General features: G+C 38.3%; 21 protein-coding genes. 5 read left to right on the forward strand and 16 right to left on the reverse strand.

What is annotated here, in order from left to right:
• Positions 1-6 precede the first annotated feature (6 nt).
• From recN to Q763_RS17435, 8 genes are all read right to left on the reverse strand, one after another.
• Entirely contained in the window at positions 7-1,659 is a 1,653-nt protein-coding gene (gene recN, locus Q763_RS07645) for a DNA repair protein RecN (RefSeq protein WP_035132857.1), read from the reverse strand.
• A gap of 36 nt (positions 1,660-1,695) precedes the next feature.
• Positions 1,696-2,580, reverse strand: coding sequence for a type IX secretion system protein PorD (porD, locus tag Q763_RS07650; protein WP_035132859.1), 885 nt, complete (start codon positions 2,578-2,580; stop codon positions 1,696-1,698).
• Positions 2,573-3,784 (reverse strand): bifunctional phosphopantothenoylcysteine decarboxylase/phosphopantothenate--cysteine ligase CoaBC, encoded by a 1,212-nt coding sequence (gene coaBC, locus Q763_RS07655; RefSeq protein ID WP_035132861.1) that lies wholly within the window; start codon positions 3,782-3,784, stop codon positions 2,573-2,575. The genes porD and coaBC overlap by 8 nt, the downstream gene beginning before the upstream one ends.
• Positions 3,785-3,790: 6 nt before the next feature.
• Positions 3,791-4,108, reverse strand: coding sequence for a DNA-directed RNA polymerase subunit omega (locus Q763_RS07660; RefSeq protein WP_035132863.1), 318 nt, complete (start codon positions 4,106-4,108; stop codon positions 3,791-3,793).
• A 9-nt stretch (positions 4,109-4,117) separates the two neighbouring features.
• Positions 4,118-4,924, reverse strand: a complete 807-nt coding sequence (locus Q763_RS07665) for an outer membrane protein assembly factor BamD (protein WP_035132865.1) — start codon at positions 4,922-4,924, stop codon at positions 4,118-4,120.
• Positions 4,925-5,077: 153 nt separating this feature from the next.
• The gene (locus Q763_RS07670) at positions 5,078-5,590 is read right to left on the reverse strand and encodes a ferritin (protein ID WP_035132867.1); all 513 of its coding nucleotides are present in this window, start codon (positions 5,588-5,590) and stop codon (positions 5,078-5,080) included.
• Between the two features lie 32 nt (positions 5,591-5,622).
• On the reverse strand, positions 5,623-6,501 hold the full coding sequence (gene dapA / locus Q763_RS07675) for a 4-hydroxy-tetrahydrodipicolinate synthase (RefSeq protein ID WP_035132869.1): 879 nt from the start codon (positions 6,499-6,501) through the stop codon (positions 5,623-5,625).
• A gap of 3 nt (positions 6,502-6,504) precedes the next feature.
• The gene (locus Q763_RS17435; RefSeq protein WP_052123302.1) at positions 6,505-7,029 is read right to left on the reverse strand and encodes a DUF6913 domain-containing protein; all 525 of its coding nucleotides are present in this window, start codon (positions 7,027-7,029) and stop codon (positions 6,505-6,507) included.
• 50 nt (positions 7,030-7,079) lie between these two features.
• Here Q763_RS17435 and Q763_RS07685 point away from each other — a divergent pair, with 50 nt between their 5' ends.
• Genes Q763_RS07685 through Q763_RS07700 form a run of 4 tightly spaced genes read left to right on the forward strand, consistent with a single transcriptional unit; the run spans position 7,080 to position 9,736 of the window.
• Complete coding sequence (locus Q763_RS07685) at positions 7,080-7,859, forward strand: 5'-nucleotidase C-terminal domain-containing protein (RefSeq protein ID WP_035132871.1); 780 nt, start codon at positions 7,080-7,082, stop codon at positions 7,857-7,859.
• A 2-nt stretch (positions 7,860-7,861) separates the two neighbouring features.
• Complete coding sequence (locus Q763_RS07690; protein WP_035132873.1) at positions 7,862-8,770, forward strand: bifunctional metallophosphatase/5'-nucleotidase; 909 nt, start codon at positions 7,862-7,864, stop codon at positions 8,768-8,770.
• Between the two features lie 35 nt (positions 8,771-8,805).
• Positions 8,806-9,270: a hypothetical protein gene (locus Q763_RS07695; RefSeq protein WP_035132879.1), complete on the forward strand. Its 465-nt coding sequence runs from the start codon at positions 8,806-8,808 to the stop codon at positions 9,268-9,270.
• A gap of 7 nt (positions 9,271-9,277) precedes the next feature.
• Complete coding sequence (locus tag Q763_RS07700) at positions 9,278-9,736, forward strand: hypothetical protein (protein WP_035132881.1); 459 nt, start codon at positions 9,278-9,280, stop codon at positions 9,734-9,736.
• Between the two features lie 2 nt (positions 9,737-9,738).
• On the opposite strand, the gene Q763_RS17440 is transcribed toward Q763_RS07700, so the two are convergent.
• The 7 genes from Q763_RS17440 to rpsF form a co-directional block, all read right to left on the reverse strand.
• Positions 9,739-10,428 (reverse strand): DKNYY domain-containing protein, encoded by a 690-nt coding sequence (locus Q763_RS17440; RefSeq protein WP_052123303.1) that lies wholly within the window; start codon positions 10,426-10,428, stop codon positions 9,739-9,741.
• Positions 10,429-10,432: 4 nt separating this feature from the next.
• A complete protein-coding gene (locus Q763_RS17445) occupies positions 10,433-11,089 on the reverse strand; it encodes a DKNYY domain-containing protein (RefSeq protein WP_052123305.1) in 657 nt (218 codons plus the stop codon).
• Positions 11,090-11,141: 52 nt separating this feature from the next.
• A complete protein-coding gene (ligA, locus tag Q763_RS07715) occupies positions 11,142-13,139 on the reverse strand; it encodes an NAD-dependent DNA ligase LigA (RefSeq protein WP_035132883.1) in 1,998 nt (665 codons plus the stop codon).
• A gap of 142 nt (positions 13,140-13,281) precedes the next feature.
• Positions 13,282-13,749: a DUF6495 family protein gene (locus Q763_RS07720; protein WP_035132885.1), complete on the reverse strand. Its 468-nt coding sequence runs from the start codon at positions 13,747-13,749 to the stop codon at positions 13,282-13,284.
• 66 nt (positions 13,750-13,815) lie between these two features.
• Positions 13,816-14,259 (reverse strand): 50S ribosomal protein L9, encoded by a 444-nt coding sequence (gene rplI, locus Q763_RS07725; protein WP_035132887.1) that lies wholly within the window; start codon positions 14,257-14,259, stop codon positions 13,816-13,818.
• A gap of 15 nt (positions 14,260-14,274) precedes the next feature.
• A complete protein-coding gene (gene rpsR / locus Q763_RS07730; RefSeq protein WP_035132889.1) occupies positions 14,275-14,571 on the reverse strand; it encodes a 30S ribosomal protein S18 in 297 nt (98 codons plus the stop codon).
• Positions 14,572-14,573: 2 nt separating this feature from the next.
• Positions 14,574-14,915, reverse strand: a complete 342-nt coding sequence (gene rpsF / locus Q763_RS07735) for a 30S ribosomal protein S6 (RefSeq protein WP_035132896.1) — start codon at positions 14,913-14,915, stop codon at positions 14,574-14,576.
• Positions 14,916-15,091: 176 nt separating this feature from the next.
• On the opposite strand from rpsF, the gene Q763_RS07740 reads away from it, so the two are divergent.
• Positions 15,092-15,793 (forward strand): LytR/AlgR family response regulator transcription factor, encoded by a 702-nt coding sequence (locus Q763_RS07740; RefSeq protein WP_035132898.1) that lies wholly within the window; start codon positions 15,092-15,094, stop codon positions 15,791-15,793.
• Here the strand turns inward: Q763_RS07740 and priA are convergent.
• Positions 15,790-18,240 (reverse strand): replication restart helicase PriA, encoded by a 2,451-nt coding sequence (gene priA, locus Q763_RS07745; RefSeq protein WP_035132904.1) that lies wholly within the window; start codon positions 18,238-18,240, stop codon positions 15,790-15,792. The two genes, Q763_RS07740 and priA, sit on opposite strands and share 4 nt — an antisense overlap.
• Between the last annotated feature and the right edge of the window lie 70 nt (positions 18,241-18,310).

The raw sequence follows: 18,310 nt of genomic DNA on the forward strand, positions 1-18,310 counted from the left end.
GTTTTTTCAGTTGAGCAACGCTCTGGCGTGGTTAAGAGCCGAATCGGTAATATCTTTACCCGAAAGCATTTCGGCAATCTCCCTAATCCTTTCATCCTCAGATAAAAGCTTAAGTTCAGATACTGTGGTATCTCCCTGTATACTTTTAAATACTTTATAATGCTGAGCACCTTTTCCGGCAATTTGAGGCAGGTGGGTAATGGCAAACACCTGCATGTCACTACTCATTACCTTCATAATATCACCCATTTTATTAGCTACCTCACCCGAAACTCCGGTATCAATCTCATCAAAAATTATTGTTGGTAGCTGAGAATAATCGGCCAGTACGGCTTTTACCGCAAGCATAATTCTAGACATTTCCCCTCCCGATGCTACCTTTTTAAGCAATCCGAAATCAGTACCCTTATTAGCTGAGAACAGCAGGTTTATTTCATCCTTACCATTTGGCTGATAAGTATCCTTATGAATAATATCAAAATTAAAGCGTGCATTTGGCATACCAAGTTGTGCCAGTATCGCCATAACCCTGTCGGTTAGCACAGGTATGGCTTTTTGCCTGTTTTCAAAAATTATAAGCGCCGTAGCATCGGCATCGGCTTTTGCTTTTTCAAGTTCAGCTTCAAGCCTGTTGATAGACTCGTCCAGCTCATCGCCCTTAAGCACTTTGCCGTCCAGATCTTCACGAATAGCAATAAGCTCTTCTACCGTAGCTACATTATGCTTTTTTTGCAGGCTGTATATTAACTGTAATTTCTGGTTTACCAGTTCCAGTTGCTGAGGGTCATCTGCCAGATTTTCTGCATCCTGAGACACCTCGTTGTTTATATCATCAAACTCTATAAGCAGACTCGAAATACGTTCGTGAAAATCATTGTATTGCTTACTGATACCGCTTATTTTTTGCAGGGCGTTTTTAATCTCTTTCAGGTTTTGCAATGCTCCCATTTGCTCTTCATTAGCAATGGAAAGCACTTTAGAAAGTGACTCCTTTAAAAACTCTACATTGCTTAGCTTTTCCAGTTCAGCTTCCAGCTCCGCCTGCTCCCCTTCTTTAAGGTTAGCCTCAAGAAGCTCATTAAGCAGAAATGTATTATAGTCGGCTTCCTTAGCAAGAGCTTCTTTTTCTTCCTTGGCTTTTTTGAGTCCGCTTTGCGCCTGTCTTACTGCCGAAAGCTGTTTTTTGTATACTGCCAGGTGCTGGGCATTTTTACCAATAGCATCCAGTATTTGAAGCTGGTACTGCTCGTCCGACAGTTCACGGGTTTGCTGCTGTGAATGTATATCGATAAGGAAATCACCCAGCCCCTGCAACTCCTGCAGATTAACCGGACTATCATTCACAAAAGCGCGCGATTTACCCGAAGGGAGTATTTCCCTTCTAATTATAGTAACATCCTCATAATCGAGATCGTTTTCCTTAAAAAATTCCTGAAGATTGTAACCGCTTATTTTAAAATGTGCTTCTACCACACATTTTTGTTCTTTATCCTTAAGCGATGTCAAATCGGCGCGTTTACCCAATATTAAACCAAGTGCACCTAAAATAATAGATTTACCGGCTCCTGTCTCTCCTGTGATTACAGATAGTTTATTGGAAAACTCGATATCAAGATGCTCAATAAGAGCAAAGTTTTTAATAGATAATGATTGTAGCATATTAAACGGCGGCTGTGTTTTGCTTACACAAATGTACTATTTAATAGTACTCCATTTAGCAGAATTAAGCGGAGAAATTTTATTTAGTGTATCTACAAGGTCTGTAAGGGTTACCATAGGACCGGCAGAGAAGATTGATACTACCTCGTCTGACTTGGCATCAAAGAAAACACGGGTTAAAAAAGCATTTGGTCTTGCCCTATTCACTTTTGAAAGTGTATTGATTGCTTCAATAATCTTTTCTTTACCTTCCTTACTGTTATCGGCCATAATGTCCATACCTAAACGGTGATAGTCATATAGTGCCTGTCTAAAATCCCTGTAGGTGTTAGACAGTATATCGTTTATTAAAAAGTACCTGTTTTGGTTACCATCCTGCTGACTCCAACCTTTATAACCGCTTTGCTGTGCTGCCGAAGCGATACGTAGTGCCACATCATAGTATGGTGTGCCGCCTTCAAACTCATAAGTATCGGCATCCATACCAATAATCATATTAGCATAAAACGATATAACACTTATAAGGTTTGATGTATAACTTTCAGGGTTGTATACCATATTTTGGAACTCGGTATAAGAGAATCCAAAATTCTTGTCGTTAAAGTTAAGTACAGGAGAAAGGTAAGATGAATTAAAAATTGGTCTTGATGACTGTACCTGTAATGTAGCATCAAAACTATTGGACTGGTAAGCTGTAATGTTTATAAAAAACACACAGTCAATACGCTCATTACGTTCAAAATTCCTGCTGGTAAAACGGGTATTGTTTACAAATTCGGTAACCGAAGTTTCAAGTGTTTTAAATATTTGGGTATTGGCATCGGTAATCTGGCTGTAATTCACCTGAACCGTTGCATTAAGTTCCTGCCCTTTTACAGAAAAAGATAATAACAGCAACAATAATCCTAAATATCTATACATTGTACCTGGTTTTAATTTTGTTAACTATATCCTGCGCCACCTGTTCTTTAGATTTAAGCTCCTGTGGCTCTATATTAAACTGTGCATCGATAAAGGTAACCTTATTTGTTGGTTTACCAAAACCTGCTCCCTCATCATTAAGAGAGTTTAATACAATCAAATCTAAGTTTTTTTTCTTAATCTTTTGCTTGGCGTGCTCAATTTCATTTTCAGTTTCGAGTGCAAAACCTATCAGATACTGATGTTTTTTCTTTTCTCCGAGTGATGCCAGTATATCTGTTGTCTTTTCGAGCTCCAGCACTAAATTATCGTCGTTCTTCTTTATTTTTTGGCTGGCAACCGTTTTGGGTCTGTAATCAGCCACAGCCGCAGCTGCCACAGCCACATCTACACCGTCAAAATACTCGTGGCATGCGGTATACATATCTTTTCCCGAAACAACCGGAACAAGTGTTATACCGTCACCCTGTATTTTTAAATGCGTAGGACCGCTTACCAGTATTACCTCTGCCCCTTCTTTTGCGGCGGCATGGGCAATATCAAACCCCATTTTACCGGAAGAATGATTGCCTATAAAACGTACAGGATCTATAGCTTCGTATGTTGGCCCTGCTGTAATAAGTATTTTTTTTCCACGTAGCGGAAGTTTTCCCTCTATATCCTTCTCTATAAAGGTTACTATATTTTCGGGTTCTGCCATACGCCCCTCGCCCGAAAGTCCGCTTGCAAGCTCGCCCGATTCGGCAGGTATCATAATGTTACCAAATTCCTGCAGGGATTTAAAGCTGGATAGCGTAGAGGGATGCTTATACATATCAAGATCCATTGCCGGAGCGAAATACACCGGGCATTTTGCCGATAAATAGGTTGCTATAAGAAGGTTATCACTGTTGCCCGACACCATTTTTGCCATGGTATTTGCAGTAGCCGGGGCTATTAAAAACAAATCGGCCCAAAGGCCCAGTTCTACGTGATTGTTCCAAACCGCATTTTCATCCTCTTCGTCATAGAAAGTAGAATGAACCGGGTTTTTAGATAATGTGGAAAGTGTTAGCGGAGTAACAAAGTCTTTAGAAGCAGGTGTCATGACAACACGTACATCGGCACCTGCTTTTATAAGTAACCTTACCAGTGAGGCTGTTTTATATGCGGCAATCCCTCCTGAGATTCCCAGTAATATTTTTTTACCGCGTAAAACAGACATGGTAAATTATTTGTTTGATTCCCTGTAAGCTACTTTTTCTTCAAACCATTCCTGTACAGCCAGTGCGTGAGGCTTAGGAAGCTTTTCGTAAAACTTAGACACTTCTATCTGCTCTTTATTTTCAAAGATCTCTTCAAGACTGTCATTGTAAGTAGCAAACTCCTCAAGCTTCTCAATAAGTTCTTTTTTGATCTCTGTATTGATCTGGCTTGCTCTCTTAGCTATAATAGTAATAGCTTCGTAGATGTTACCTGTAGGCTCTTCAATTTTGGTTCTGTTGTAGGTAACAGTGTTTACCGGAGCAGTTGTCTTCTTTAAATCCATCACTCGTTCTTATTTAGAAAATTTTTGTAATTCGGTTTCAATAGATGCAAACATTTCGTCTACCTCTTTTCTGTATTTAGTTTCACCATTAAATTTAACCAGCGCTTTGTAGTTAGATATAGCATCTTCTAAACGCTCTTGTTTCTTACTGGCAATACTGTTCATAGCAAGCCTGTATGAAGAATCAAATTTATAGTAAAGGGCATCCTCTTTTAATTTTGTACCCGGAAAATCAATCAAAAAGTTATCAAAGGTTTTGATTGCTGCCGCATAGTCCCCAAAAAAGTCTGCCGTTAAATGATATTGCTTAGCAATCTCAAATGCTTTTTTCTCCAGTTTTTCCCTTAGTTCTTTCGCTAACTGGTTAGCTTCGTCCATATATTGGGAATCAGGATAAGTATCAATAAAACTCTGTAAAGCAGAAACTGCCACATAAGTATCGGCCTGGTCTTTAGAATAAACCGGTGATAGCATATATCGGCTTTTTGCTGCTAAAAACGCAGCTTCCTCTTTCACATCACTCTTCGGGTAGGTATTTACAAAGCTACCAAATTCGTAAGCTGCATTATAGTATTGCTTTTTAAAATACATTGACTTGGCATAAACATAAAACAGCTTTTGTGCAGATGGCTTTCCTTTTAAAACAGGTTTAAGTTTTTCTGCTAATGTTATGACCTTGTTGTATTTTCCTTCTTCATATAATTTTACCGCAACATCATACTGATACTTAACGTCATCAGATTTAAGTGCCTTTTGGTATTCATTACATGAGGAAAAAAGTACCGCAAGTAATAGTAAATAAAAGTATTTGCTCATATTTTTTTGTTTACGCCGATGCCCGGCCGCAGTTTTCTAAAGCAACTGCAAATTTAGTTAATAATTATGGAATACAAAATCTTTTTTTACAATGCTTAAACCCCATAAAAAAAGATGCCCACAGGCATCTCTTTAAACTATAATTATGATGTTTTATTGTACAATATTGTGGCCTGAAGAAGAAAAAACCTTCATATCGTTATCAAAAAGATACAGTCCTCCTTTATCGTTACCTATTAAATCTATTTTATCCAGTATCGCTTTTGCGGTCGCTTCCTCCTCAATTTGTTCGGAAACATACCATTGCAGGAAGTTATGTGTAGCATAATCTTTTCCGGTTAGCGCAATATCTACCAGCTTGTTAATACTGGCCGAAACCTTTACCTCATGGTTATACAACTGGGTAAACAGTGTTTTAAATGAGGTGTAATCAAGCTTAGGTTCATCCAGCGATGATATAATTGCATGTCCTCCCCTTTGGTTTACATATTTTACAAGCTTAAGCATGTGTGCCCTTTCTTCGTCAGACTGCTTAAACATAAATGTGGCTATACCTTCAAACCCTTTTACTTCTGCCCACGATGCCATGGCCAGGTAAATTTGGGAAGATTCTGCCTCAACTTTTATCTGCTCGTTAAGTGCAGACTGCATTGCATCAGATAACATGGCTCTTCGTTTTAATGGTTTACACCACTAATTTAACGAATTTTCTCAACAAAAGCATTAAGCCTTCCTGCTAAATCTTCGTTAACGTTTACAAGCGGAAGCCTTACTACATCTTCACAAAGCCCAAGTGCTTTAAATATGTGTTTTATACCTGCCGGGTTACCCTGCTCAAAAATCATATCGATAGAATCGGCAAGAAGATAGTGTAACTCATAAGCCTCATCTGCTTTTTTCTCCAGTCCAAGCTGAACCATTTTAGAAAACTGTTTAGGGAAACCTTCACCTATTACAGATATTACACCTGCGCCACCGGCAAGAACCATAGGAAGTGTAATCATATCGTCACCCGATATTACAAGGAAACCTTTTGGCGCACCCTGAATAAGTCGCATTGCCTGCACGATGTCGCCTGCTGCTTCTTTAATAGCAACAATATTTTCAAAATCGTTAGCAAGGCGTATTACCGTTGCCGGAAGCATGTTACTTGCTGTTCTTCCCGGTACATTATATAGTATTACAGGTATTGGAGAAGCTTGAGCTACTGCTTTAAAATGCTGATAAATTCCTTCCTGAGTAGGTTTATTGTAATATGGTGAAACCGATAGTATTGCTGTAAAAGCACTTAGATCACGGCTTTTTAGCTCTTCAGTAACTTCGTGTGTATTGTTTCCTCCCACGCCAAGCACTAAAGGCAACCTACCTGCATTAGCCTCTATAACAGTCTTTATAACAAGTTCCTTTTCGTCCTTGTTTAAAGTAGCTGATTCGGCCGTTGTACCAAGAACAACAAGGTAATTTATACCGTTATCCACCTGATAGTTCACAATTTTCGTAAGCGCATCGGTATCAACTGAAAAATCTTTTTTAAATGGGGTTACAAGTGCAACACCCGTACCTGTTAATGACTGCATAGTTTATATTATGTTTAGTATTTTTAAATATTTAAAAAGTTCGGCCATATACTCCTTGTACTTTGCAGGTTCTACTGCAATGGTAAAATCGTTAAGCCTTGAGTCGGCACTGGCCAACCCTACTTTAAATTTTGCCTGAGACTCAAGTGTAGCAAGCATCAGTAATGGGTTATCTGCATTATAGTAGTTTATAAGCAAATCAAACGGAGCAGACACGAAAGAGGCGACAGGTTCTTTTACAAAGTTCCCTCCTGCCGAAACAAACTTTCGGGAATATGCCCTGTATTCCATTTGTGCTTCGTTTTTTGGAGATACTCCCTTACTGTAAACAAGCAGACTTATGTTTTCTTCTTTTATACCATATCTGGTGATTTCGGATAAAGCATTTTTTTTACCCGTAAACAGAGCCTCATCCATTAACAATCCTACTTTAACTACCCTTTGAGGCATACCTGTAGGTTTATATTGAGCTAAACATTTCTTAATGTTTTTTTTTAACCCAAGGCCCTTAATAAACTTTAAAAACATAGTACCTTTACTTGTTGAGTGCAAAATTAATTTAAATAACTATCAGTACAATGGCATTCCATAAAAAGTATAACACACCTGCAGGCTGGTTTGTTTTATTTTTAACTTTCTCTTCCCTACTGTCATGCAGCAGCAATAAGCTTTATAATAGTAAGATTGAAGGTAAAAAAATAAGCATCACTTCAGACTATAAAGACGACTCTAAAATCGAGGCTTTTATAGCGCCCTATCGCAACCATATAAACAAGGATCTGGACAGCGTTTTAGCTTACTGTCCCGAAACCTTAGATAAGAGCCAGGGCAAATGGCAAACCACAATAGGTAACCTGCTGGCCGATGTTACTTTTGAAAAAGCCGATAAACTGTTACAACAACGCGAAAATAAACATTTAGACGTTTGCCTGCTTAATCATGGCGGAATTCGTGCGATAATTCCGAAAGGTGACGTTACAACCCGTACCGCTTATGAGATTATGCCTTTTGAAAACAGCCTTATCGTTGCCGCCCTTAAAGGTACAGAAATAAAGGAAATAGCGCAGTATTTAATTGCCGGTAAAAAACCGCATCCGCTTAGCGGAATGCAAGTTTATATTGACAGTAATAACAACATAAAAAACATTACTGTTAAAGGCAAACCTGTAGTTGACAGCCAAACGTATTATGTAGCTACGTCTGACTACCTGTATAACGGTGGAGACAACATGAATTTTTTTAAAAAATCAACCGCTACATACGACATGGACTATAAACTAAGAAACCTGCTTATAGATTATTTTAAGGAAACAGATACATTACCCGTTATTACAACACAACGCATAATTACCGAATAGTTATGAAAAGGAGAGATTTTATACAAAAAACCGCAGCCGGATCGGCATTAGTATTAGGCGGACTTTCCCTAAGCAGTTTTACTACCGAACCTGCCAAAAAAATTACCATACTGCACACTAACGATGTGCATAGCCATATTGACCCCTTCCCTGCCGATGACCCAAGAAACCCCAACATGGGTGGAGTAGCGCGAAGGGCTACATTAATAGAAAGCATAAGACAGGAAAATGAAAATGTGCTTTTACTGGATGCCGGAGATATTTTTCAGGGTACGCCTTATTTCAACTACTATGGCGGCGAACTGGAATTTAAACTGATGAGCATGCTTAAGTATGATCTTGCCACGTTAGGTAATCATGATTTTGATAACGGTATTGACGGATTTTACGCTCAACTACCACATGCACAGTTTGATTTTGTATCTGCCAACTACGATTTTAAAAACACCCTACTGGACGGTATTGTGAAGCCGTATAAAGTTTTTGTAAAAAACGGTATTAAGATTGGTGTTTTCGGGCTCGGTATTGAACTTGCCGGACTGGTAGACCAACGCCTGTACAAGGAAACCGTATACAACGACCCTGTTGAAGTTGCTAAAAACATTACAAAAACACTTAAACAGGAGGAAAAATGCGACCTTGTAATTTGCCTGTCACACATTGGGTTTGCTTACAGAAATAATCCGGACAAGGTATGTGATATTACACTGGCTCAAAAAACGAGGCATATAGACCTGATTATTGGCGGACATACGCATACTTTTTTAAGCAAACCTCACATTGAGAAAAACCTTGACGGTGAAGAGGTGGTTATCAATCAGGTAGGGTGTTACGGACTAAACCTTGGGCAAATTGATTTTTATTTTGAAAACGGCTCTAAAACCTTTAACGGAAGAACAATAGTAGTGTAAGCATTTAGTATATTTGCTTTAAACCACACCTACTTATGAAAAAACTTATAGCTATTGCAGCAGCCACATTGCTGATTGCGTCTTGTAACGAAAAAGATAACAAAACAGAAACTGTTACATCTAAAGATATTACCAAGCTAAAAAAGCAACTCAATTTTAAACCCGCACAACCCGATTCGGTTCAGTATAAGCTAACCATTAACAACAATTCCTTTGGCACGGTACCCGGTCCTTCCGACTATTATCTTGAAGCTGTACTTTACTACAACGACAGTATTTTTAAACGAATTAAGGAAGAGTATCATAACGTTGATTACAATGATCCCGGCTTTAAAAAGGAGGCTTTTGATTTTAAATGGCTACCCGAAAGCATTAAAAACGAACTGAACAGTTCTCCCGAAAATTACAGCGGACACCCCGACCTGTTCTATAACCACAACAGAAATACCCAGCTTTGGCTATTAAAGAATAAAGTACTAATATTGTCATATACGAACTAACCATATTATGGAAAAGCAGTATTTTAAGTATGGTACAGGCTATGTAAATATAGACGACGAAAACCTGTACCTAACCAATAGCGGAAACTGGCAGGAAGCCCGCGAACTTAAAGAAAAAGACAGTTCTACCAAAATCAATAACCTAACCCGTATAAAAAACAGAAACAAAGGCTTTATACCTGTTATCCTTATAGCCTTTTCAATCTTTACAGACTCCATCATTATGGCTTCTGTTATGATAGCTATAGCTGTATTATTGTTCTTTATACTTAATATATACTACCGAATAGACTTAGGCATACAATACAAAATACCTTTTTCTAAAATCGAATCTGTGGAAAAGTATGAAAAAGGGATAAAAATCAGTTTCCGTAATAAGGTAAATGAAAATGATAGTGAAAACATAAACGGCATAGAGCCCAGAGGCTTTGAAATCCTAAAACAAAAAAGTTTACTTAAAAACTAAACTCACTGCGTATTAAGTAAATCTATAACCCGTTTCACTTCCGGAGTATTTAAATCGTTTTGCTGTAAAACATAGCTACCCCTGTAGTAGTTATTTTTATCTTTAGCATAACAGCCTTCTCCTTCGGTATCATTATCTAAAACCTTAAAAGTTTTAGCATCTGCAACTTTTATAAGTCCAAAACGCATTTCATACACATGGTTTTTATCTTTAGCGTAGCAGTCGTTTAAAATCTCAAAAGTGTTCACATCTGCTTCATCCTGTACAGAGAAATTTGAACCTCCCGTAGTACCAAAACTATGATAAACATGTCCTTTATCTTGATAATAAGCACCAAAGCCTCCTCCTGCCAATAGCCTGAATGTTTTCAAGTCGATAACCGAGTTTAACGGAGTTTGATTTTCATCGCTAAAACAAGTCTGATAATACACATAGCCATAATCAGGCGGATCTAACAATCTAAATGACAATATACCAATCTCTCCATCCTTATTGACATACAAACCAACGGCTATTTCTTTCCATTTTAACACCTGATTTATACTATCTGCCTGCATTTTCCTTTCTACCAGTTCAGGAGAAATTTTATTAACTGTATCGTTATCTACAAGCTGTTCTTCTTCTTTGCATACCCCAGTTGAGTTACATCCAAAAGCAGTAATAAAGACTAGTAAAAAGAATATTTTTCTCATAAATCTATAATTTATCCAGTAAACTGATAACCTCATTCATTTCGGACTCACTTAATTGATCACTCCTTAAAAAACGCTGTTCATTATAGTAATAATTATCATCTACAGCATAATAAGAACCTTTATACAAAAGAGATTTGAAAGTCGCCACATCTGCCTCTTTCATTAAACCAAAGCGCATGTGATATACATGACTTTTATCTGTAGCATAAGAATTATTTAAAACCTTAAAGGTTTTGATATCTGCTGCATTATAATAAGAAAGGTTAGAACCACTTGTAGTAGCAAACGTATGATAAATACGATTTTTGTCTTTGTAATAGGCTCCAAAGCCAGAACCTCCCAGCTTCCTAAAGGTTAGAGTATCTACTACTGCTTTTAGAGGTGTTTCCTCACCATCCCTAAATATGGTTTGATAAATCGTAACACTCGCTTCAAACATGAGTTCTTTCCCCACAAACCCTATATCACCTTTTCTGTTAATATAAAGTCCATCCCTAATCTCTCTCCACTGTAAATCCTTATTAATACTATCAAGTGACTTCTTATATTTTAAACGTCTTGCTTTATTAAATTCAGTAGTTGACACATCATCCTGAGCAAAAGTCAGTTCACAATTACAAGCAGTTATTATAAAAAAAACAAGGATAAATTTTCTCATAAAAGGCAAGGTTAAAAAAGGCGCTGAATATATAACTCAGCGCCTTTCATTTTTATTTTACAAGCTCTATAAAATCGTCTTCACTTATTATGGCTACTCCCAACTTATTGGCTTTTTCCAGCTTAGCAGGCCCCATATTATCTCCGGCGACTACATAATCGGTTTTAGATGAAATAGAACTCCCCACCTTGCCGCCATTGTCTTCAATAGCCTTTTTGAGTTCGTCGCGGGAAAACTTCTCAAACACACCCGAAACGACCAATGTTTTACCCGACAGTTTATCACTTACCGATGTATCTTCTTTAGCTACAGCTTCCAGATGAACGCCATAACCTTTTAAGCGTTCAATTAACCTTACATTCTCTGCATTAGCAAAGAAATCAACTACACTTTGCGCTATTTTCTCGCCAATTTCATCTACCAGAATAAGATCGGTTAACGATGCTGTTGCCAGATTATCGATAGTTTTATAATGTTTTGCCAGTTTTTTAGCCACGGTTTCCCCTACATAACGGATACCCAGTGCATACAACACTCGCTCAAACGGAATCTCTTTAGACTTCTCTATTCCGTTAATAAGGTTCTCTGCCGATTTATCTGCCATACGCTCCAATGGGACAATCTGTTCTTTTTTAAGATCGTACAGGTCGGCATAGTTTTCAATAAGCCCTGCATTGTACAGTAAGGCAACCGTCTCTCCCCCAAGACCTTCAATATCCATAGCCTTACGCGAAATATAATGCTGTACCCTACCTATAATTTGCGGAGGGCAACCATAAAAATTAGGACAATAATGCTGTGCTTCGCCCTCTTTGCGTTCCAATGGTGTATCGCACTCCGGGCAATGGGTTATATAAACCGTAGGCTGTAAATCCTCCGGTCGTTTTGTAAAATCGGCTGCTATAATTTTAGGAATAATCTCACCTCCTTTTTCCACAAACACTTCGTCTCCCACACGCACATCCAGTTTCTCAATCTGGTCGGCATTGTGTAATGAGGCTCGTTTTACGGTAGTACCGGCTAGCTGTACCGGCTCTAAGTTTGCCACCGGAGTAATAGCCCCCGTGCGCCCTACCTGATAGGAAATGGAATTTAACCTGGTAGCTACCTGTTCTGCCTTAAACTTATAAGCAACAGCCCATCGAGGTGATTTTGCCGTATACCCCAGCTCTTCCTGTTGGTATATACTGTTTACTTTTACAACTACACCATCGGTCTCATAAGGAAGCTCATGGCGGTGTTCATCCCAATAATCAATAAAGGTCATTACCTCGTCAATATTTTGAGCAAGTTTAGCTTCCTTTGGTACTTTAAACCCCCACTTACGGGCGCTTTCAAGTCCTTCAAACTGAGTTGCAACAGGCAGGTTACTACCAATTATGGAATACAGAAGACAGTCTAACGGACGCCTTGCCACTTCGGCACTGTCCTGTAGCTTTAAACTACCCGATGCTGTGTTACGAGGATTTGCATAAGGTGTTTCGCCTATTTCAATCAAATCCTGATTCATTTTGGCAAACCCCTCCAACGGAAGTATAATTTCTCCCCTAATATCAAACTTTTCAGGATAATCACCCTTCAGCTTAATAGGCACAGCACGTATGGTTCGTATATTATTAGTCACATCATCCCCCTGAAAACCATCGCCACGGGTTACAGCCCTTAACAGTCTTCCGTTTTCATAGGTTATACTTATGGATGCCCCGTCATACTTAAGCTCACAGGTATACTGCACATCTGCAGTACCCAGCCCTCGTTGCACGCGCTTTTCCCACTCTAATAACTCTTCTTTGGAGTATGAATTATCAAGCGAGTACATGCGGTGTTCGTGCTGTATGGTCTCAAAATTTTTGGTAACACTTCCTCCCACACGTTGCGTAGGCGAATTTTCGTCAAAATATTCAGGATGTTTAGCTTCCAGTTCCTGTAATTCTTTAAGTTTTATATCAAACTCAAAATCAGTAATGGTTGGGTTGTCGAGTACGTAATAGTTGTAATTGTGTTGATTAAGCTCTTCCCTAAGCGCCTGAATAGTCTGAAGGATATCCATTGAATAAAAAGTTAGTTTACAGTGCTAATTTAGCCAACTTTTAAATAACGGAAAATGTTTATGTATGCTAATTTGAGAATTAGCAATCAAAAAGCGCTTCATGACATTTATAAAAACAAAAAATCGCCCTGAGGGCGATTTCTTAAAACATATCTTCAAATTGCTTATACAGGTCACCATTCGTTAAAATAGCACCTTGCTTAAGTATATCAAACACCTCTGCGTTTCTGTCGTCACCAAAAGGTTTTTTACCACGTTTAATTTCTACCTCTTTTGAAAACAGGTTCTCATTAAGCCATTGTAGTCCGCCTTCGGTTAAAAAATCAGCGTGCGCCACGTGTGAGTGTATTACTATGCTTTCCATTTCCTCCTTACCCAACTTAAATAAAAAAATGTGGTTTTTAGAGTAATGTTCCATATATTCTGTTTGGGTAAGTACACCTTCCCAAACAAGATCTGAAAAAATATCCAGTTCCTGCTCTGCAACTTCAGGCTTTTCTGCTTTTATCTGATCCCACTCAGCCTTGTCGATTTGCTGTGAAGCCAAAAAGTTTGCAAATTCTTCGTGTAACTCTTCCAGTTGTTCTTTAGTTAACCTAATATATTTCATAGTCCTTTTTTAAATGTAAAAAAAAAGCCTTCCGTTACCGGAAGGCTTTAGGTATAATTTTAATAATTATTGTACCTCAGCTACGATTTCGTAAGGAAGCTCAATAATTACTTCTCTGTGTAATCTTACAGATGCAGTGTATTTACCTACACGCTTAACGATACCACTGTTGATGAATTTCTTCTCAATAGCCTGACCGTTTTTCTCTAAAGCTTCAGCGATATCTGCATTGGTTACAGAACCAAATAGTTTCTCACCACCTGCTTTAGCAGTAATTTTTATCTCAAGAGCTTTAATAGCCTCAGCGATTTTCTTAGCGTCGTCTACTAATTTTTGCTCTTTAAATGCTCTTTGTTTTAGGTTCTCAGCTAAAACTTTTTTAGCTGTAGGAGTTGCAACAATTGCAAAACCTTGAGGTATTAAATAGTTACGACCATATCCTGGCTTAACTGTTACAACATCATCTTTAAAACCTAAGTTTTGTACGTCTTGTTTAAGTATAAGTTCCATAATACTGCCTCTTTTTTATTTTAATAAATCAGCCACATATGGCATTAATGCTAAATGACGTGCTCTTTTAACTGCAACAGACACTTTTCTTTGGTATTTTAAAGAAGTACCTGTTAAACGGCGAGGAAGAATTTTACCTTGCTCGTTAACGAATTTCAATAAAAAGTCAGGATCTTTATAATCAATATATTTGATTCCTGATTTTTTGAAACGGCAATACTTTTTAGTCTTGTTCGTCTCTATGTTTAAAGGCGTTAGATATCTGATATCTCCGTCTTTTTTTCCCTTAGCTGACTGTTCTATACTTGACATAATTAGTTTGCTTTAGTTTTTAGTTTCTCTCTTCTTCTTTCTGCCCATGAAATAGCGTGCTTGTCTAAAGCTACAGTAAGGAAACGCATGATTCTCTCGTCACGTCTGTACTCAGTCTCAAGACCGATTAAGATATCTCCTGATGCTTTGAACTCAAGCAGGTGGTAAAAACCACTTTTCTTGTGTTGAATTTCGTAAGCTAATTTTTTAAGACCCCAGTCTTCTTTTGCTACGATCTCGGCCCCTTTAGAAGTAAGATAATCTTCGAACTTACTTACTGTTTCCTTTACCTGAGTTTCAGATAAAACGGGATTCAAGATGAAAACAGTTTCATAATGATTCATAATACAATATATTAGTATGTTATAAAATTGGGTGCAAATTTAGTCAATAATATTTATCCTGCAAGCACAAAAATTAGTTTTTTAAAAGTTAAAAAGTAGATTTTTTATCTATATTTGTATTTATCCAAACTAAAAAACCAAAAAACATTGCTAAACGTTACAAACCTAATTGAATCATGAAACTAAACTGTGTTGTTGTTGACGATAGCACAATTCATAGGATCACGATTGCCAAGCTCGTAAACGATCACCCGGATCTTAACCTGGTAGGTGATTTCTCTAATGCATCGGAAACACGGAATTGTATTCTAACCAAGCCTGTTGACCTTTTGTTCCTGGACATTGAAATGCCGGTACAAAGCGGGTTTGATTTGCTGGACGGACTTAAAAAAAGACCGCAGATTATTGTGGTGTCCTCCAAGTCAGACTATGCCCTTAAGGCTTTCGACTATGCTGCTATCGATTATTTGCATAAACCCATAACCAAAGACCGTTTTAATAAGGCAGTACAAAAAGCACTCGACCTGCAAAGCCTTAAAAAAGAAAACACGGAAGACGACGGGGAGTTTATCTTTATTAAAAGTAACCTTAAAAACTTCAAGATATTTATTTCCAAAATTAAATGGATTGAAGCCTATGGTGACTATGTAAAGATTATTACCGAAGAGGAAAACCACCTTGTACTATCGACCATGAAATCTTTTGAAAACGAACTGCCTGACGACAAGTTTATGCGTGTACACAAGTCATTCATTATAAACATTGACCGTGTAGAACGCTTTAACAGTAAATTTGCCGAAATAGGCCCTGTGAAAATACCACTAAGCAGGAATAAAAAAGAAGAACTGGCTAAAGCCCTTAACAAGGCTTCTTCTTAATAAGGATCTACGTTAACCGAAACCCTTATTGATTTATACTGAGGTATTGCGTCAAAACTGTCCAGGATTTTTACTATTGCTCTTTTGGTGCCCCCAATTGAATTACCCTGTGGCAATTTTATCATTATAGTACGTATATACTCATTCCTTATTCTGCTTATAGCAGGCTCCTCGGGCCCCAATACCGGGATATTAAGGTTTTGCGACAATACATTATACAGCCACAATGCCCCATTTTTTAATTTTTCATAATCCCTTTGCTTTAAGGTTAACCTTATTAACCTGTAAAACGGCGGATATTTAAAGTTATGCCTTTCATACACCTGCTCTTTATACATGGCAGGGTAATCATTATTTGTTACCTGCTGAATTATATTATGCAACGGATTATAGGTTTGTATAAGCACCTTTCCCCTTACATCCTTACGCCCTGCCCTGCCGGCAACCTGTACCATCATCTGGTAAGCTCTTTCAAATGCACGGAAGTCAGGCTGATACAGCATATTATCAGCATTTAGTATCCCTACAAGGCTTACATTATCAAAGTGAAGTCCTTTAGCAAGCATTTGGGTACCCACCAGTATATCTATCTCCCTGTTCTTAAAGGCATCTATTATTTTTTCATAACCAAATTTACCACGCGTCGTATCCTGATCCATTCGCCATATATTTTTTGTAGGGAATAAACCTTTCAGCTCCATTTCAATCTGCTCTGTACCGAAACCTTTAGTAGACAAATCTGTTGAATGGCACTGATGGCAGTGTGTAGGGTTAGCAATATTATAACCGCAGTAATGGCAACGCAACTGGTTTTTAAACTTATAGTAGGTTAAACTCACATCACACTGGGGGCATTGCGGTACGTGTCCGCATGTCATACATTCCACCCACGGGGAATACCCCCTCCTGTTCTGGAAAAGTATAACCTGCCTGCCCTCACTAAGTGCTTCGGCAATAGCCTCATTAAGGGTATCACTAAAATGCCCCGTCATGCGCTTACGTTTGTACTTATCCTTAATATCTACCAAAACTATTTCGGGCGGTAACACTTTACCGTAACGTTCGGTTAGCTGTACATAACCATACTTACCTCCAGTGGCATTGTAATAGGTTTCTATACCGGGAGTAGCCGAACCCAGCAACACTTTAGCATCATACATACCTGCAAGCATGATAGCAGCATCGCGAGCATGATAGCGCGGTGCCGGATCCTGTTGTTTAAACGTTTGCTCATGCTCCTCATCTATCACTATAAGCCCAAGGTCATTAAACGGCAGGAATAAGGCCGATCTCGCACCTATTATTACACGGGCTTTCTCAGAATCTTCAAGCACCTGTTGCCAGGTTTCTATACGTTCGTTATTGGAGTATTTGGAATGAAATACCGCTACCTGATTACCAAAGTAAGCTGTTAGCCTTACTACCAGCTGGGTTGTAAGTGCAATTTCGGGTAACAGATACAACACCTGCTTACCGCTTTTTATAAACTCTTCAATGAGTTTAATATATATTTCAGTTTTACCGCTGGAGGTGATACCATGCAGCAATGTTACCTTATAGGTATCAAAACTTTGTTTAACCAACTCAAAAGCTTCCTGTTGCCTGTCACTCAGCTGAAAGCCCGAATTATCGTCTTTCTCAAACTGAATACGGTCTTCTTCAAGAATATATTCCTCAAAAACACCTTTATCAACCAATGATTTTATTACTGCTACCGATGTACCCGACTCCTCGGTAAACTGTTTTTTGCTTATCGGTTTTTTATCTCTTGCCTGCAACTGGAAGTAATACATCACAGCATCCCTTTGTTTTTGGGAACGCGACAACAACTCCATCAGTCCGCTTAACTGATCCTGCTGCAAAAGTTCCTGTGGCATCCTGATATAGCGGATGGTTTTAGGCTTGTACTTTTCGTTGATCTCTTCCTGTAGTGAAATAGCATTTTTAGCAATCAGCTTATTGATTACCGGAAGCGTTGTTTTTTTATTAAGGATAGCCGACACCTCCTGCACTTTTAATGCCGATTGTTTTTGCAGCGCTTCATACACCAGGTATTCGTCGTCAGAAAGTTGGGTATCACTAACATCAAAATCTTTTTTAGAAGTAATAAGCGTTTCACTCTCCAAAAGGAAACCGCTTGGCATAGCCGACTTATATACATCACCTATATTGCACATGTAGTAAGAAGCTATCCAGTCCCAGTGCTTTAGCTGGGTTTCGGTAACAATAGGAAAATCATCCAGTATCTGGTGGATTTCTTTTGCCTGATATAACTGTGGCGGATTTTGGTGTAGGTCGGTCACCAGTCCGGTATAAATCTTATTACGTCCAAACGGAATCGCCACACGCATCCCTTTTTTAATAAAACCATACTCAGCCTCGTTTATGGCATAGGTAAAAGGTTTAGGCAGAGATAATGGTAAAATTACTTCTATAAAAAAGGGCATACAGGCTTATAATTAGATTTGAATACAAATATAAAACAACTGGGTATATATTTAAGGCTTCCGGTATTGA

The sequence above is a fragment of the Flavobacterium beibuense F44-8 genome, from assembly GCF_000769915.1.
Classification (GTDB): domain Bacteria; phylum Bacteroidota; class Bacteroidia; order Flavobacteriales; family Flavobacteriaceae; genus Flavobacterium; species Flavobacterium beibuense.

Excerpts from the sequence above, each read along its gene's own strand:
- recN (WP_035132857.1), bottom strand. The coding sequence starts at position 1,659 with ATGCTACAATCATTATCTATTAAAAACTTTGCTCTTATTGAGCATCTT.
- porD (WP_035132859.1), bottom strand. The coding sequence starts at position 2,580 with ATGTATAGATATTTAGGATTATTGTTGCTGTTATTATCTTTTTCTGTA.
- coaBC (WP_035132861.1), bottom strand. The coding sequence starts at position 3,784 with ATGTCTGTTTTACGCGGTAAAAAAATATTACTGGGAATCTCAGGAGGG.
- Q763_RS07660 (WP_035132863.1), bottom strand. The coding sequence starts at position 4,108 with ATGGATTTAAAGAAGACAACTGCTCCGGTAAACACTGTTACCTACAAC.
- Q763_RS07665 (WP_035132865.1), bottom strand. The coding sequence starts at position 4,924 with ATGAGCAAATACTTTTATTTACTATTACTTGCGGTACTTTTTTCCTCA.
- Q763_RS07670 (WP_035132867.1), bottom strand. The coding sequence starts at position 5,590 with ATGTTATCTGATGCAATGCAGTCTGCACTTAACGAGCAGATAAAAGTT.
- dapA (WP_035132869.1), bottom strand. The coding sequence starts at position 6,501 with ATGCAGTCATTAACAGGTACGGGTGTTGCACTTGTAACCCCATTTAAA.
- Q763_RS17435 (WP_052123302.1), bottom strand. The coding sequence starts at position 7,029 with ATGTTTTTAAAGTTTATTAAGGGCCTTGGGTTAAAAAAAAACATTAAG.
- Q763_RS07685 (WP_035132871.1), top strand. The coding sequence starts at position 7,080 with ATGGCATTCCATAAAAAGTATAACACACCTGCAGGCTGGTTTGTTTTA.
- Q763_RS07690 (WP_035132873.1), top strand. The coding sequence starts at position 7,862 with ATGAAAAGGAGAGATTTTATACAAAAAACCGCAGCCGGATCGGCATTA.
- Q763_RS07695 (WP_035132879.1), top strand. The coding sequence starts at position 8,806 with ATGAAAAAACTTATAGCTATTGCAGCAGCCACATTGCTGATTGCGTCT.
- Q763_RS07700 (WP_035132881.1), top strand. The coding sequence starts at position 9,278 with ATGGAAAAGCAGTATTTTAAGTATGGTACAGGCTATGTAAATATAGAC.
- Q763_RS17440 (WP_052123303.1), bottom strand. The coding sequence starts at position 10,428 with ATGAGAAAAATATTCTTTTTACTAGTCTTTATTACTGCTTTTGGATGT.
- Q763_RS17445 (WP_052123305.1), bottom strand. The coding sequence starts at position 11,089 with ATGAGAAAATTTATCCTTGTTTTTTTTATAATAACTGCTTGTAATTGT.
- ligA (WP_035132883.1), bottom strand. The coding sequence starts at position 13,139 with ATGGATATCCTTCAGACTATTCAGGCGCTTAGGGAAGAGCTTAATCAA.
- Q763_RS07720 (WP_035132885.1), bottom strand. The coding sequence starts at position 13,749 with ATGAAATATATTAGGTTAACTAAAGAACAACTGGAAGAGTTACACGAA.
- rplI (WP_035132887.1), bottom strand. The coding sequence starts at position 14,259 with ATGGAACTTATACTTAAACAAGACGTACAAAACTTAGGTTTTAAAGAT.
- rpsR (WP_035132889.1), bottom strand. The coding sequence starts at position 14,571 with ATGTCAAGTATAGAACAGTCAGCTAAGGGAAAAAAAGACGGAGATATC.
- rpsF (WP_035132896.1), bottom strand. The coding sequence starts at position 14,915 with ATGAATCATTATGAAACTGTTTTCATCTTGAATCCCGTTTTATCTGAA.
- Q763_RS07740 (WP_035132898.1), top strand. The coding sequence starts at position 15,092 with ATGAAACTAAACTGTGTTGTTGTTGACGATAGCACAATTCATAGGATC.
- priA (WP_035132904.1), bottom strand. The coding sequence starts at position 18,240 with ATGCCCTTTTTTATAGAAGTAATTTTACCATTATCTCTGCCTAAACCT.